The following is a 16,401-nucleotide window of genomic DNA, read 5'->3' as shown; positions in this document are numbered from 1 at the left end:
AATTATTTGTTTTTAGACGATTGTTTATCCTGTGGTAGGATTAAATTAAGGACAAGTGCTAGTAGAGAGCCAACGGTAATGCCAGAACCTAGAACCTCTTTGAAGAAGTGCGGTAGTTTTTCAAGTAATTCTGGGCGAGTCGTTACGGCTAAACCACAGCCAATAGAAATGGCGATGATTAGTCCGTTGCGTTTGCTTCGTTCTATGCGATCTAACATTTGAATACCTGCTGCGATGATCATTGCAAACATCATTAAGCCAGCACCGCCTAGTACAGGAAGGGGGATAGATACGATTAATGCACCAAATACAGGGAACAAACCTGCAAGTACTAGTAATCCCCCAGTAATTGCCACAACATAGCGACTTGCCACTCCAGTGAGGGAGATCACGCCAATATTCTGTGAGAAAGAGGAAAACGGTGTCGTGGACATTATTGCGGCTAATGCTGAGCCTAGTCCATCACAAAGTACACCACCACGTAAATGTTTGCCCGTAATCTCAGTTTGAGTTGCATTACCTAAGGCAAGAAAGTTACCACTGGATTCAACAATGGTAACTAAGTAAGCAATGGACATTCCAATGATTCCCGAAATGGGAAAGGCTAATCCGAAATGAAGAGGTTGTGGTACAGCGAAAATTTGTGCGTGCTTCACGCCATCAAAATTCACCCAGCCAAGAGCGAGTGCCACGATATAGCCCGTCATCATTCCGATCACAATTGCGGCAGCGGAAAAAATGCCTTTCCCCCATTGCACTAAAACGACTACGATAATAAGAACAAAGGTTGCCATCATTAAATTCTCTGGTGTGGCATAATTAGGATCGGTGCGTTGCCCACCGGCAAACCAATCCACTGCGACTGGGATTAAGCTTAAACCAATCATCATTACCACTGTTCCTGTTACCACTGGTGGGAATAATTTGCGGATATAAGGCATAAAAAAGCTACCGATAATCATCACGAGTGAACCAATTAAAGAAGCCCCTAGAATGCCAGCAACGCCCGCTTCACTAAAGCCAATGGCAAGTGCAGCTGCAACAAAGGTAAAACTGGTTCCCATTACGCTTGGCAGACGAATGCCAATTGGGCCTAAGCCACGGCATTGGATAATAGTAACGACACCAGAAATCAATAATGCAGCATTGACGAGGGTAATTGTGTCTGTGGTCGAGAGTTTTAGTACATTGCCAATCACCAATGGCACGGCAATAATTCCACCTAAGGCAGCGAGTAAGTGCTGAGCAGCAAGCAAAAGGCTGAGTCCAAAAGGTGGTTTGTCTTCAACGGAATAAAGTAGGTTGTTCATAGGCTTTCCTAAGGTAAGAGATAAAAATAGGGCGAATTATACTAGATATTTTATTTTAAGCAATCGTTTGCTTTGGGGGTTAAAAGCGATATGAATATAATATAGCAACGTGAGATATTATCTGATGAAGTAAGGGCATTAAGCTATGTTTGATAGTGGATTAAGTGCGGTCGTTTTTTGAGGAGTTTTTTCCATTCGCTTTGCTCAAGATTAATCTCAAGTAAAAACTCACCTTGCTCGCTAATTTGCTCTTGGCGAATACAACCCATTTCATACAGCCAATGGCGAATTTGTCCCTCTTGTGGCGGGAGGGTTAGGTGTAAGTGCAGCATATTTTTACTGAGCCGTTGGCGGATCGCGTCCGTTAATAACTCAATGCCTTGTTGCTGGTGGGCAGAGATGTACACGGCGATAGGGCGATTTTGCTCGTCATATTCAATATGCGGAGCGAGATTTTCCACTTGATCAATTTTGTTATAGACCAGTAAGGTGGGAACGCTATCGGCTTGAATTTCTTGCAATACCTCATTTACCGCTTGAATATTGTCTAATTTTCGTGCGTCCGTACAATCCACAACGTGCAACAGCAAACTCGCTTCGGTAGTTTCTTGCAAGGTGGATTTAAAGGCGGAAACTAAATCGTGTGGTAACTCACGGATAAAGCCCACTGTGTCCGCCAAAATAGTCGCACCGATGTCTTGAATGGTTAAACGGCGTAATGTGGGATCTAAGGTGGCAAAAAGTTGATCGGCGGCGTAAACTTCCGCGTTTGTTAGCACATTAAATAGCGTGGATTTTCCCGCGTTGGTATAGCCCACAAGGGAGAGGGTAGGAATATCCGCTTTTTTACGCGTTTGGCGATTTTGATTACGCTGTTTTTCCACTTTATTGAGCCGATTTTGCAGTTGAGCGATCCGCACTTTGATTAAACGGCGGTCGCTTTCTAACTGAGTTTCCCCCAGTCCACGCAAGCCCACCGCTCCTTTTTGTTGATCTAAACCCGTTTTACGCCGTACCAGACGGGTGGAAAGGTGCTTTAATTGGGCAAGTTCCACTTGTAATTTCCCCTCGTGAAAGCGGGCGCGTTGGGCAAAAATATCCAAAATTAAGCCCGTGCGATCCACTACGCGGCATTCGCAAAGGGCTTCTAAGTTACGGGTTTGGGCGGGGGTTAAGCAATGATTTACTAAGATCACATTGGCATTGTAAGTCTGCACCGCTTGGGCGATTTCTTCCGCTTTGCCTTGTCCGATAAAATATTTGGCTTGCGGTGTGGCTCGGCTTGTGGTGATTGTGGCAGCGATTTCCACTTGAGCTGATTTTGCTAAAAGTTGAAATTCGTTCAAATCATCGAGGTTTTTCTCAGCCGAGAAAAAGGCTTGCACGATAATGCCACGATCTCGCACGGGATCGGCAGTGGAGGAAGTTTCTGACGATAAGAAAAGTGCGGTGGAAATTTCATCTAAATTTTGCACCGCACTTTTAGGGTATTGATTATCCAAAATTATTCAGCTTGTGGTTCAGCACTTGGCGTTGCAGGCGTTTCTTGTACTGCGTTGTGTTGATTATGAGATTGATTGTTGTGATGAGGAACGGTACGTGCTGGAACAACTGTAGAAATTGCGTGTTTGTAAACCATTTGGTTTACAGTGTTTTTCAATAAAATCACAAATTGATCGAATGATTCGATTTGCCCCTGTAATTTAATGCCGTTTACTAAATAAATGGATACAGGAATGCGTTCGCGACGTAGTGCATTTAAATAAGGATCTTGTAATGATTGCCCTTTTGCCATCTTTTTTTCCTTCTTGGTTATATTAATTATAATAAATAAACATACGGAGGAGGATGCCCGTATTGTCTCCGCCTGCCAATATAGCAATAATTTATCTTGATGTCATCTAGATATTTTATCATTTTAACGTTTGCGTGATTTGTGCTAAGGCGTTTTCTGGTTGTAAGCTGTCGAGCCAAGTGAGTGGTGATTTCCAGCCGCGTAGCCAAGTGATTTGGCGTTTGGCAAGCTGACGTGTAGCACAAATCCCGCGAAAAACCATTTCTTGATGATCATATTCACCTTGCAAAAATTCCCACATTTGACGATAGCCTACGCACCGAATAGAGGGCAAATCTGCGTGCAGGTCGCCGCGTTGGTAAAGTTTTTCTACTTCTTGTTGAAAGCCTTGCTCGATCATTATATGAAAACGTTGCTCAATGCGTTGGTGCAAGACTTGGCGTTCTTGCGGGGCAATGGCAAATTGGCTGATGTCATAAGGCAACGCTTCGCCCTTTTGCTCCGTTAGCTCGGTGAGGGATTTTCCTGTGAGGTAAAACACTTCCAACGCACGGTTGATCCGCTGGCTATCGTTCGGGTTGATCCGCTGTGCGGAAACGGGATCGATTTTCGCTAGCTCTTGATGTAACCCATTCCAGCCGATTTCTTCCGCTTTCTGTTCGATTTCTTGGCGTAAGCCCTCATCAGCGGCAGGCAAAGGCGAAAGCCCCTCCAATAAGGCTTTGTAATAAAGCATTGTGCCGCCCACCAAGAGCGGAATTTTCCCTTGCTGAGTGATGTCTTCCATTTCTCGCAGGGCATCTTGGCGGAAATTAGCAGCCGAGTAGCTTTCACTTGGATCTTTAATATCAATCAAACGATGCGGGGCTTGTGCCAGTTCTTCCGCATTGGGTTTCGCCGTGCCAATATCCATTCCACGATAGATCAAGGCGGAATCGACACTGATAATTTCAACGGGAAAGCGTTGATGTAATTTGATGGCTAAGTCGGTTTTGCCCGAAGCCGTGGGCCCCATCAAGAAAATAGCACGAGGTTTGTCTGACATTCTGTTCCCTAATTTAAATAATGTTGCCAATCAATGGGGATCAGCAGTTGCGATAAGCGAATTTGGTTTTGCTGATGGAGCAGGCTTTCGATTTCCGTTAATAAATTCACCGCATCACCAAGCACATTAATCTCAGTATAGTCGAGTTGCTCGCAAAGTGCGGTGAGAAATTGAGCGAAATTTTCGCTGTGCTGATTGAGTAAATTGCCTACGCATTGTTGTAAATTTTGCTGACGCAGACAACTTGGCACAAGGGTGAGGCTGATACGGTGCTGAGCGAAATTTTCGTTGAAAGCGAAGCCCGCTTGCTCGAAAAATGCCTTTTGCTGTTGCCACGCCTTTTGTTGTGTTTCATCTAAGCGGAACAGAATGGGGATCAATAAAGGCTGCTGCTCAATATGATCTTGCTGTAAGCTGAGCCTGATTTGCTGGGTCTGCAACGCCTTTATAGGGAGCAAATAAAATTGCTGGGCTTGTTGCAATAGCAGGGCTTTGTTTTCCACCAACGCAAGGGTTCGCAAAATCGCGTTGTTGTGCGGAATGGCAGAAAGATCCTCAGGGCCTTGAATTTCCATTCGGGGCGTGGTTTGCGACGTAGCCGAAGCCCCGCCCATCAACTCGACATAAGCCTGACGCACAGTTTTTGAAATTGACGGCGTGTAATGCTTTTGGCGTTGTTCACAGTGCGGTGCGATTTCCGCATTGTTTTTTTGCTCAGCGGGAGAAAGGCTCTCTCCCTCGCCCTCATTTGGAGCGGTAATGTTATAGAAAGCCTCGTTTGTAGGCTGAAAGATATTTCGCCCCGCTGCCGCTCGGTTTGTCGTGCCTCTTGGCGTTCTTGCAAAAGGCTGCCAAATTCCCGCTGGCTCTTGTATGCTTGAGGATTGTGGTTTATGCGATGGCTGATTGTGTGATTGCTCGGTCGTCCCCTCTGGTTGCGTGAGATGATCGCCATTCCCAACCTGTTCAACAAAGCCCAGCTCTTGGCTGGAAAGCAACGCATTTTGCACGCCTTGATAAATAAAATCGTGGACTAAACGGGATTGCTGAAATCGCACCTCGTGTTTAGTGGGGTGAACATTCACGTCCACATCATTGGGATTGAGGTCGATAAATAAAATATAAGCGGGGTGTTCATCACGCCCTAAATAATCCGCATAGGCTTGACGAATGGCGTGGGTGATCACTTTATCCCGCACCATTCTGCCGTTCACATAGCTGTAATTTAAGTCATTTTGACTGCGTTTAAAATTCGGTGCTGCCACCCAGCCCGAAAGATGAAGATCATCGTGCTTCCAATCAATGTGCAAAGCATGCTGGATAAATTCCTCGCCGCAAATTGCGGCAATGCGTTTTAATTTCTGCGAAAAATCCACCGCACTTTTATATTGTCGTACCGTTTTCCCATTGTGGGTTAGGGTAAAGGCAATATGAGGTTTAGCGAGAGCGATACGGCGGATCACTTCGTCAATATGGGCAAATTCCGTTTTATCGGTGCGTAAAAATTTGCGTCTTGCGGGGGTGTTAAAAAATAAATTCGCCACTTCAACGGTTGTGCCGACAGGGTGAGAAGCGGGTGTGATGGTGGTTTCCATTTCTCGACCTTGAGCATACACCTGCCACGCTTCTTTTTGGTTTTCTGTGCGGGAGGTGAGGGTGAGGCGAGAAACGGAGCTGATACTGGCTAAGGCCTCACCGCGAAAGCCAAGGCTGAGAATGGCTTCTAAATCTTCAATGCTCGCAATTTTACTGGTTGCGTGGCGAGCCAATGCCAACGCCAATTCTTCTTTGGGAATACCGATGCCATTATCACGAATGCGGATCAGGCTCGCCCCGCCATTTTCCACCTCAATTTGAATGCGTGTCGCCCCCGCATCAAGGCTGTTTTCCACCAATTCTTTTACTACTGAAGCAGGACGTTCCACCACCTCGCCTGCGGCGATTTGGTTAGCTAATTGTGGCGGTAGAATTTGAATTGGCATTGGTGTTCCTACTTTTGTAACTGAATTTTTTGCCCTGTTTGCACTTTGCCGTCTTTCAATTTTGGATTGAGTTTCTGTAAAGTTGGTACAGGGATATTGTATTTTTTTGAAATTCCAAATAATGTTTGACCTTTTTCTACAATATGGAATTTAGGTAGATTTTTTATTTTATTATTGGTGTTTTTATGTTTTGTGATACCTTCCATCTTTTCATTATTATTTACCTTTAGGGGCTGATTAGACGCACCATTACTAGATGTTTTTTTATTGATTGATGTTGCAGATTCATTAATAGAAACAGGAATTTTTAGTATTTTTCCAGCTAAAAGCGTTTTTCCATTAATATTATTTAAAGCAATGAGTGCATCTATATTGACCTTATATGTATTGGCAATACCCCATAGAGTTTCTCCTTTTTTCACTTTATGGCGAATATTGCTGTCCTTCGGCAGTATTTTCTGTTTATATTGATTGTTATTAATCTCATTTTTTATATTATTCCGTCGAAAAGTTACAAGACTTTCATAAATAACGCGAGCAAGCTTTTTCCGATAAGTAGGTGAATTCAGTTTTTTTTCTTCATCGGAATTTGATAAAAAACCAGTTTCTACTAAAACAGATGGAATATCCGGTGAGCGTAGTACACCAAGACTAGCGTGCTGGGGGGTGTTTCTGCTTAGTGTTGTAATTTGTGCAAAACGTTTGAGTATAACATCGCCCAATTCATAACCTACTCGCTGACTATGCCCGAATTGAAGATCTAAAACAGTTTGATCTAAATACTTTTCGTTATGAGAGGCAAGAACTGTACCAGCTCCCCCTAAGAGTTCAGAGCGTTTTTCGTGATCCTCTAGCCATTGCCCCATTTCGCTATTCGCTCTACGATTAGAGAGGACCCACACAGAAGCTCCTCTAAGGTCAGGTGAAACTGATGAGTCAGCGTGAATAGAGATGAGGTAGTTTGCTTTGTATTTTCTCGCTATTTCTGATCGTTGAGAGACAGAAATATAATAATCTCCTTTACGCGTAAGAACGGCTTTAAAGTTAGGATCTTTATCTAGCAGAATTTTTAATTCTTTTGCAATGGAGAGGGTAATATTTTTCTCATAGATCTTTTTAGTTCGGCTGATTGCTCCAGGATCTTTTCCGCCGTGTCCGGGATCAATAGCGATAGTCCATACATTAGCTGCTGATGGAAGAGCGTACAATCCAAATATAATAAAATATGTAATTAATCGATAGGCTTTTGTTATCATATTTATTGCATTTTACGGATTTAACTGTTGAATAATCACATTGCCTTGCGGGCTTTGAGCTTGCAAGCGGAGGTTGCGTGCATCATCGGCATAATCAATATTGATGATTAAATCGGGTTCAGCTAACAGCCCTTGCCCTTTTTCTGACCATTCGATTAAACAAACGCTTTGCGGATTAAAATAATCACGAATGCCCATAAATTCTAATTCTTCGGGATCGCTTAAACGATATAAATCAAAATGATAAATGGATTTTCCCGCTAAATGATATTCTTCCACCAAGGTGTAAGTCGGGCTTTTTACCTTGCCTTCATAGCCTAACCCTTGGATCATTCCACGGCTTAGGGTGGTTTTGCCTGCACCAAGATCACCATTTAAATAAATCACAATGCCTTTTTCTGTCGCCATTTGGCTAACAATTTGCATTAATTTCGCTCCAAAGCGACACATTGTGATTTCATCAGGAATATATTGGCTAAACTGTTCCATATTTTCTCGGCGATTGGCTAATTTCAGATAAAAATAGTGCGGAATTGTACCGCACTTTTATTGTATTTTGTAGGGGATAAAGAAAAAAACAGCGAATGCTATCACGCACTAAGTCTTTATTTATAAGAGATCGCTTTCGGATACCCCACCTGTAATGTAAGCGGTTTATCTGTACAAAGTTGATTTTCTCTTGTGCAGATGAAAAAGCGTGAAGTCATTGCTTTTTCGCCGTTATTGAGAAAAATTTCAGCCACGGAGCGATCGAAGAAAATTTCCACTTGGTGTAAATCTTCAATGCGGCAATAACGCTTATCGCCAAAGGCTTTCATTGAATCCGTTTGTTCCGTTTGACTGCGATCTAGGTAGAGCAACTTGCCGTCATAACTTAGGGTTAAATGCTGATTTTGTTCATTATTAAAGAATTTCAGGCTGAACGGTTGGGCGTTTGCATCAAATTTGAGATAAGCACGATCTAAATCTGCAATCACTGCCTCTTTTTCAACCGTAATAGATTGAAGTGCGGTAAGATTTTTATAAATATTTTCAATCGGTTGCTGATAGATTTTGCCGTTTTGTAAGCGTAATTGACGTGGCATTGAAAGCATTGAATGCCATTTGTAGCAATCTGTTGGATAAGTTAAATCCGGCAACCCCACCCAGCCTAACAGCATTGTTTGCGTGCCTGAAAAAGTTTGTGGGGCGTAGAAATCAAAGCATTGATCCAGTTCTGCAATCTGTTCTGCGTGGAATTGGCGATCGGCAAGATCACCCAAGGCATAAACTGCGTGATAATTATTTTGATATTGCTCGCGCTCACGCACTTTGCCCTGTGGCGACCAAATAAAGAGCAATTTATCGCCCATTTGCGATAAGTCAGGGCATTCCCACATAAACACGCCTTGATTATCAAAGGCTGGTAAGGCAAGTTCGCCTAATAAACGAGGCGTGTCTGCCAAATCATCCATTTCAAAAATTAACGCCGTGCCGCTGAGATCTTCCCGTTGTGCACCGCAGATAAAGCGGATTTTACCGTCTTTGGTGAGAAACGGTTTGGGATCGCGAACGTGTTCGGTGTAGCCTTGTGGGGCTTGTTCGATAAGCGGACGCTTGCTTAATAATTTTCCGTCTTTGCTGAAAATTGCCAGATTTTGATAAGGCACGCGTTGATTATCGCTTGGACGCCTAGTGTTGCCCGTGTAGAACACTGCGATGTTGTCATCAATTAACACCGCACCGCCCGAATAGCAACCGTGGCTTTCGTAGGTTTCGCAAGGAATAAGTAAATCTGCTTGTTGGAAATGTTGGAAATCTTGCGTAATGAAATGTTGCCAATGTTTCATTCCGTGTATTGCATCAAAGGGATACCATTGATAGAACAGATGATAGTTTTCGCCGTCAAAAATCAATCCGTTCGGATCGTTGAGCAAGCCCGTTGGCGGTGCTAGATGATAAACAGGGCGAAAATCCTGATCTTGTGCTACGATTTGGGCGATTTTTTCTAACTCTCCCTGCTCGGCGGCGTAAAGGCTTTTGTATTTCCCTTCATTGAAAATGATCATTGGCGTTCTCCTTATTCGCTATTCGCTTAAAAACGCTTGTAATTGTGCGTGGTTCGGTAAGGCAGACATCGCGCCTTTTGCTGTGGTGGCTAACGCACCGCAGGCATTGGCTTGTCGTAGGATTTTCACGAGTGTTTCGCGATTGTTTTGCCAATCAGAATTTTGCGAAAGCCCCGCGAGCAAGCCACCCACAAAGGCATCACCCGCCCCCGTAGTGTCCACAGGCTGCAATGCTTTGCCCGCCACAATGTCTTTTTGCCCTTTGAAATGATACAACGCACCCGCTTTTCCAAGGGTAACGATAATCAGCTTTTGCGGATAAAGTGCGGTGATTTTTGCGAACGCTTTTTCAAGACTGTCTGTTTCCGTTAGGAAAGTGAGTTCCTCTTCGGAGAATTTCAACACGTCCGCCAATGCTACCGCTTGCATTACCACCTTCCGCATTTCATCAAGGCTTTGCCATAGGCTTTCACGCAAATTTGGGTCAAAAGACACATAGCCTTTCGCTTGGCGAATCGCTTTCATTGCGGTGAATGTCGCCGTGCGGGAAGGATCGTTGATTAACGCAATGGAGCAACAGTGCAGCCATTGCCCTTGTGCAAAAGTAGGTAATTCAGAAACGTGCAAAAATTGATCCGCACTTGGGTTCACCATAAAAGTGAAACTGCGTTCCCCTTGATCTAAACCTACCACTACGGTAGAGGTGCGTTGTGCAGGATCTAACGTCATAAAGGCAGTATCTACTTTTTCTTTTTGTAAGGTTTGACGCATAAATTCACCCAGTGGATCTTTCCCCACTTTGCCGATAAAACCGCTTTTGCCACCTAATCGAGCCACGCCCACTGCCACATTGGCAGGTGCACCACCCGCACAGCGTAAATAATGTTGTTCGCCGTCAGGGATTAAATCCACCACGGCATCGCCTAATACCCAAATTTTTTCTGACATTGTTTTTCCTTATAAATTTGCTTGATTTTTTGACCGCACTTCTGCGGTGCGGATTTCATTTTACCATCCTTTGATTTCAAAATAAGACAAAACGTTGATTTGCAGGCAGTACAACGCGTTCGGCAAAGCGAGCTTTTAAAATCAAAGGATTAATCATCGCGTTACATCTTATTGACATTTTATTTTTCCTCGCTTTGGAGCAATACTCTGTCTTGTTTTGAACTATTTTTGCATTATTTTTCTGGCTAAATCCATTTAGCTTCTTGGCTAAAAAGAAGGCGTATTCTCATACGCCTATTTTTAAAAGGATTATTTCACCGTTACGCGAGCGAATTTGCGTTTGCCCACCTGATAAACGGCGGTGGAGGCGTAAATGATGGCTTTGGCATTTTCCACTTTTTCATCGTCAATTTTCACCCCACCTTGGTTTACCATACGAATGGCTTCAGAAGTCGAGCTAACAAGCCCCGTTTCTTTTAACAGGTTGGCTAGCCCAATTTCGCCCTCAAAGGTAAATTCTGGCATTTCATCAGGGATCGCCCCTTTTTGGAAACGGTTAATAAAGGCTTGCTCTGCGGCGTTTGCCTCGGCTTCAGAATGGAAGCGAGCAGTGATTTCTTTCGCTAATAACACCTTAATATCACGTGGATTGCGTCCCTCTGCCACTTCTTGTTTGAACTGAGCAATTTCGCTGAGTGGACGGAAAGAAAGCAAGTCGTACCAATCCCACATTAATTCATCAGAAATCGACATAATTTTGCCGAACATTTCATTAGGTGCTTCCGTTACGCCGATGTAGTTGCCGAGGGATTTCGACATTTTTTTCTCACCATCTAAGCCCACAAGCAGTGGCAAGGTGATGGCGACTTGCGGTTTTTGACCGTCTGATTTTTGCAGTTCACGCCCGATCAGCAAATTGAAGGTTTGGTCTGTGCCACCTAATTCCACGTCCGCTTTCAAATGCACAGAATCGTAGCCTTGCAACAACGGATAAATAAATTCGTGAATGGCAATCGGCTGATTATTGGTGAAACGTTTTTTGAAATCATCACGTTCTAACATTCGTGCGACAGTATAATTTGATGCCAAGCGGATCATTCCCACCGTGCCTAATTCCCCAAGCCAATCGGAGTTAAACACAATTTCCGTTTTCTCAGGATCTAAAATTTTATAAATTTGCTCTTTATAGGTTTCCGCATTGCGTAACACATCTTCACGAGAAAGTGGTGGACGCGTCGCATTTTTCCCCGATGGATCGCCCACGGTCGCGGTGAAATCCCCAATCAAAAACATCACGTGATGCCCAAAATTTTGGAATTGACGCAATTTATTTAACACCACCGTATGCCCTAAATGAATGTCTGGGGCCGTTGGGTCTGCCCCTAATTTAATGCGTAACGGACGGTTTTCTTTAAGTTTTTCGATTAAATCTTGTTCTGAAAAAAGTTGATCTGTGCCGCGTTTTAGCTCAGCAAGCTGCTCGGCAAGCAAAGGTGAAAGATCAGTCATTGAGGTATCCTATATGTGTAAATTATTTTCTTGAATTTCATTATTATAGATAGGAAAAAACAATATTCAAATGAAATCTATAATAGTCAATATTTTTACTCATTTATGTTAATTAAAATTAATTTATGCTAAATGTATTTCATTTTGTTGAATTGCAAGAAATTATAAACTGTTTTATAAATCCCAAAAGTCTTTAAGCTGTGTTTTAGTCGGTGATGCTATAAATTCTAGGATACTATCATAAGCAAGTTGTAGTGTATTTTGTTTTCTATATGGATTTTGGCTGTTTTTTACTCTATCAAGAAATGCTTTTTCTTGTGAGGCGACGATACATTTAACAATTTGTTCGGAACAAACAGGACAATCTATGACCGTTTCCCCTCTTACTCGTCCTAATTGTCGGTTACCTAGATTAATTGTAGGGACTTTAAGTGATGGAATCTCAATGAGTCCAGAGGAGGAATTTCCGATTAAACCTTGAGAATATTTCACTAATGTTAAATACTCTTCACTAGTAAGTGAATTAAAGTATTTATAATTATACTGATTAATGTAATTGCTAATCTTTTTGTGAATAAGATCTGAACCTGTATCTGAGTTCGAGCCAATAAAGATAAAATCATATTTATTCTTTAGAGCGTTTATTGCTTTTAAAAGCTCATCAACTTGCATATTCAAATCATCTTGGAGCAGTGTTTCAGGATGAAATAAAACAACAAAATAGGGCTTTTTATATCCAATCTTATTATAAATATATTCTTTTGAATGAAGGGGAAGTAATATACTATTTTCAGCCCCTAAAGAACCAATATTTATTACGGAATCTGGTTTTTCACCAAGTTGAATTACTCTCTTTTTATATTCTTCAGTAGAAACTAGATGTAATTTAGCCATTTTAGTGATGCTATGCCTAATAAATTCGTCGTAATTTCCTAATGTTTTTTCTCCGCCGTGTAAATGAATGATAGGAATATTATGCATAGCAGCTGCGATAGCTACGGAAAGCATTTCATATCTATCGCCTAATATCATTATTGCATCATAGTAATTTTTTTGAAAAAAGTGACCAAATAACGAGAGACATTCAGCCATTGAATCAATAACTTTTTCATTATTTGAACTATCTAGTGTTAATGGTATTTTGTGAGAAACTTTAATTCCATCTTCAATAATATTATTTACTGTAAAGCCATACTGTTTATCTAAGTGCATCGCTGTAGCAATCACAGATAGATCAATATCATTACATTGTTGAAGTTTGATTAATAGTCTTTTGACGATTCCATATTCAGCTCTAGAACCTGTAATATAAGCAAGTTTTTTCATTGTTTTTTGTTATCTAACTTTTTTGTTAAAATAGAGTAGAGTTTTGTATATCCTTCAGCATTAAAATGAAGACCATCATCACTCAGTGATAAATCTAATTTTCCATATTTATCGCTATATTCATCATATAGATCAATCCATTCTATATCTTTTAAATTATTTTTAAGATAATGATTAAATTCTTTAATCTTATTATTATTTCTATCTAGGCGAAGTGCCGTAGGTGAGATTTCTAAAAAATAAACTACTGTATTTGGATTAAGGCTTTTTATACTATCTATTAATTTTTGAATAGCGAGTAAATTTTCTTCTTTATTCCAATTTTTGCTGATAATGTCATTCGTTCCCAGCATTATAATAGTTTTGTTACCAACGTTTTTTAATAATCCACTATCGAGAATTAAGGATTGATATTCTTGTGTAGCGATTCCTGATATAGCTAAGTTAGTAATCTTATATTTTCCTAGAGTTTGTATTGTCCATCTATCTAAAATAGAATGACCAATGAAAGTAATTTCTTGGATTTTACTGAATAAATGTTTTTTATATTCAATGCGTTGTTTAATTTGAGATAATAAAATTTCTCTTTTATTTCTTTGCTGAATAATTGAATAGAAGTACTCAAAGTCTAATTTATCATCAATGTCTATTGAGCTTTCTTTATCCATAAAATATGCTAGACATTTTTTTCCATAAAAATGTTTTGGGGCTAAATATGCTAAGGGCTTAGCTGAAAATATAGCTCCATTAGGGGAGTATTCTGGGCTATAATTTTGCCTTGCATAATTGGAGTAATCTAGTTTGAAATGTTTGAGCGTTTCATCTTGCTCAATAGGGCGAGTTAATGTCGTTGGTTTGTGAGCAGAGGAAACGGAAACAAGGAAATCAAATTTTCTAAAGTGAGATTCAAACCTTCTATTCGCATCAATAATGTGCTTTGCTGTCCTTAATGGTGATGTCGGTTGTAATAAAACAAAGTAATCAAATGTAATGTTTTTATATTTATGTAGGACGTCTTCTATTACAACATAAGAGCTTGCTGAATCTGTCGCTAAATCAGCATCTCTATGAATAAAATCAATAGGATAATGAGAGAGTAAGTCTATATATTCTTGAGAATCTGTTGTCACAATAATTTTATCAAATTCTTTAGATTCTAGAGCCGCTTCTATTGAAAATGCAATTAGTGGTTTTCCTGAAACTAATAGGACATTTTTATTAGGCAAGCCTTTGGAACCCGAACGTGCTGGAATAATGGCAATTTTTTTCATACTTATATATTCGTTAGTCTTGGTTAGGAAATCTACTATCTATGATTAATTCATCTTCATAAAAATCTATTTCTGCTTTTTTTCCTAATAACATATACCAATGCATAGGACTGATGCCATTACCGGGTCTTTTAGTTGTAATATTATCGATAGTAAATACCTCGCCTTTAGAAATTTTTTTCTTAGCAACGATAGAACGTCTTGCTACAATTTTATTTTTTCGTTCTGAAGGCGTGACAACCTTTTGAGATGTACCTAATGCTTTTTCTATAACTCTGATACCTTGACATAGCATTGCTAGTTCATTAGGAGTGATTGAAGCTTGATGATCAGGACCTTCGAAAGATTTGTCTAGTGTAAAATGTTTTTCAATAAATGAAATGCCATAAGGAATAGCAGCTATTCCAGCAAAATAACCTTCGGAGTGATCTGAGAAACCTATCGAATAATTTGGAAATGCTTCTTTTAGGGCATTGATTGAATTTAGATTTACATCTTCAAAAGGTGTAGGATATTCTGTATTACAGTGCAAAATCGTAATATTTCTAGGAGAAACGCCACATCTATTTAGTATATTTAAAGTAGCCTCAATCTCATCAATGGTACTCATACCAGTTGAAAGAATTATCTTTTTATCTTGTATTGGAAGTTGGGCTATTTTTTCCAAGTATGGCAAATTTGTTAATTCTCCAGAAGGTATTTTCCAAATTTTTTGGTTTTCTTTTGCTAAGAAATCTATAGATTCCATATCGAAAGGGGTTGAAAAAACCTCCAGACTTAATGATTTTGCATATTCAGATAACCATTTGTAATCTTCATAGGACAATTCTAATTTCTGGGTCATAGCAAGTTGTGAATCTTGTTCACCCGTTGTTTTTCTTTGATATTCTGCTTTAGGAGCAAATTTTGAAATTAATTGAGCTGCTTTAAATGTTTGAAATTTTACTGCGTCTACTCCGCAATCTTTAGCAACTTCAATCATTTTCTTTGCAAGCATTGGATCACCGTTATGATTACACCCTATCTCAGCAGTAATAAATACTTTTGTCATTTTATATTCCTTATATGTTTTGCAGGTACGCCGGCAACAATGGTATATGGCGTTACATTTTTCACGACAACAGCTCCTGAGCCAACAATCGAATGCGTACCTACTCTTAATTGTCCATTGATTACTGAGGAACTGCCAACAAAGCTGGCACTTTCAACAATAACATCTCCATTTAATGTCGCATTTGTAGATATATTGCAGTGATCTTCGACTATACAACCGTGTTCAACTAATGATTTTGTATTAATAATAACGTTATTGCCTATGCTGGTACCATTATTAATAATGGCATACTTACCCACAAACACGCCAATTCCCAGTGTCGAACCATCGGAAATAAGGGCTGTTTTGTCAATAACATTAATTAGTTTACAACCAAATTTCATTAGATTAATAAAATGCCTAACTCTATGAGTATTATCGCCGATACTAATGAAATATTCATAGTCTTGTCTATTGGGTAAAGTTTCAATATTGTTGGCGATAATTGGATAGCCTAAATGGTGGTTTCCTATATTTTGAAAGTTGTCAATGAATCCGATTAATTCAAATTTATCTTTGTCTAAGGAGTCAAGGACAGATTTTGCATAGCCACCAGCTCCAATAAAGAGAACTTTTTTTCGTATCATTTACTTTTGGTATATTTACTATGGGAATTTGACCATAGTTTATACCTTAAAAATTGAAAGAATACAACCTCACCTCTTTTTTGTATTATTTATAAGCTATTCTTAGTTAAGAGTCTTTCTGATTAAATTAATTAATTTGCTTGTCGGATAGTATTTTGAAATTTTATTTTGTGAAACGTTTTTTCAAAAAAATAATCATATATTTTTATTATGTGAGCTATTTCACAGTTT

General features: G+C 40.1%; 14 protein-coding genes. All 14 read right to left on the bottom strand.

Translation table 11 applies throughout. The features are described 5' to 3' along the window. Positions 1–2: 2 nt before the first annotated feature. Complete coding sequence (locus DXZ23_RS09870) at positions 3–1,310, bottom strand: nucleobase:cation symporter-2 family protein (protein ID WP_017805881.1); 1,308 nt, start codon at positions 1,308–1,310, stop codon at positions 3–5. Between the two features lie 143 nt (positions 1,311–1,453). Next, positions 1,454–2,812, bottom strand: a complete 1,359-nt coding sequence (gene hflX / locus DXZ23_RS09865; protein WP_017805880.1) for a ribosome rescue GTPase HflX — start codon at positions 2,810–2,812, stop codon at positions 1,454–1,456. A 2-nt stretch (positions 2,813–2,814) separates the two neighbouring features. After that, complete coding sequence (gene hfq, locus DXZ23_RS09860; RefSeq protein ID WP_017805879.1) at positions 2,815–3,105, bottom strand: RNA chaperone Hfq; 291 nt, start codon at positions 3,103–3,105, stop codon at positions 2,815–2,817. Positions 3,106–3,223: 118 nt separating this feature from the next. Continuing rightward, a complete protein-coding gene (gene miaA, locus DXZ23_RS09855; RefSeq protein ID WP_017805878.1) occupies positions 3,224–4,150 on the bottom strand; it encodes a tRNA (adenosine(37)-N6)-dimethylallyltransferase MiaA in 927 nt (308 codons plus the stop codon). An 8-nt stretch (positions 4,151–4,158) separates the two neighbouring features. Continuing rightward, positions 4,159–6,132, bottom strand: coding sequence for a DNA mismatch repair endonuclease MutL (gene mutL / locus DXZ23_RS09850; protein ID WP_017805877.1), 1,974 nt, complete (start codon positions 6,130–6,132; stop codon positions 4,159–4,161). A gap of 8 nt (positions 6,133–6,140) precedes the next feature. Then, positions 6,141–7,388 carry an N-acetylmuramoyl-L-alanine amidase gene (locus DXZ23_RS09845; RefSeq protein ID WP_017805876.1) on the bottom strand — a complete coding sequence of 416 codons (1,248 nt, stop codon included), beginning with the start codon at positions 7,386–7,388 and terminating at the stop codon, positions 6,141–6,143. Positions 7,389–7,400: 12 nt separating this feature from the next. Continuing rightward, the gene (gene tsaE / locus DXZ23_RS09840) at positions 7,401–7,877 is read right to left on the bottom strand and encodes a tRNA (adenosine(37)-N6)-threonylcarbamoyltransferase complex ATPase subunit type 1 TsaE (protein WP_017805875.1); all 477 of its coding nucleotides are present in this window, start codon (positions 7,875–7,877) and stop codon (positions 7,401–7,403) included. A 116-nt stretch (positions 7,878–7,993) separates the two neighbouring features. Then, positions 7,994–9,436, bottom strand: a complete 1,443-nt coding sequence (locus DXZ23_RS09835; protein WP_017805874.1) for a glycoside hydrolase family 32 protein — start codon at positions 9,434–9,436, stop codon at positions 7,994–7,996. Between the two features lie 18 nt (positions 9,437–9,454). Further along, entirely contained in the window at positions 9,455–10,384 is a 930-nt protein-coding gene (gene cscK, locus DXZ23_RS09830) for a fructokinase (protein WP_021723554.1), read from the bottom strand. Positions 10,385–10,693: 309 nt separating this feature from the next. Continuing rightward, positions 10,694–11,893 carry a tyrosine--tRNA ligase gene (tyrS, locus tag DXZ23_RS09825; protein WP_017805873.1) on the bottom strand — a complete coding sequence of 400 codons (1,200 nt, stop codon included), beginning with the start codon at positions 11,891–11,893 and terminating at the stop codon, positions 10,694–10,696. A gap of 174 nt (positions 11,894–12,067) precedes the next feature. Then, on the bottom strand, positions 12,068–13,219 hold the full coding sequence (neuC, locus tag DXZ23_RS09820; protein ID WP_017805872.1) for a UDP-N-acetylglucosamine 2-epimerase: 1,152 nt from the start codon (positions 13,217–13,219) through the stop codon (positions 12,068–12,070). Then, complete coding sequence (locus DXZ23_RS09815) at positions 13,216–14,490, bottom strand: cytidylyltransferase domain-containing protein (RefSeq protein WP_017805871.1); 1,275 nt, start codon at positions 14,488–14,490, stop codon at positions 13,216–13,218. The genes neuC and DXZ23_RS09815 overlap by 4 nt, the downstream gene beginning before the upstream one ends. A gap of 13 nt (positions 14,491–14,503) precedes the next feature. After that, positions 14,504–15,541: an N-acetylneuraminate synthase gene (gene neuB, locus DXZ23_RS09810; protein ID WP_017805870.1), complete on the bottom strand. Its 1,038-nt coding sequence runs from the start codon at positions 15,539–15,541 to the stop codon at positions 14,504–14,506. Further along, entirely contained in the window at positions 15,538–16,170 is a 633-nt protein-coding gene (locus DXZ23_RS09805; RefSeq protein WP_017805869.1) for an acetyltransferase, read from the bottom strand. Before DXZ23_RS09805 ends, neuB begins: the two co-directional genes overlap by 4 nt. Positions 16,171–16,401 lie beyond the last annotated feature (231 nt).

The sequence above is a fragment of the Avibacterium paragallinarum genome (assembly GCF_900450705.1).
GTDB classification, from domain to species: domain Bacteria; phylum Pseudomonadota; class Gammaproteobacteria; order Enterobacterales; family Pasteurellaceae; genus Avibacterium; species Avibacterium paragallinarum.
Note: the sequence above shows the minus strand (reverse complement) of the source record. Positions and strands in the feature narration are given on the sequence as shown.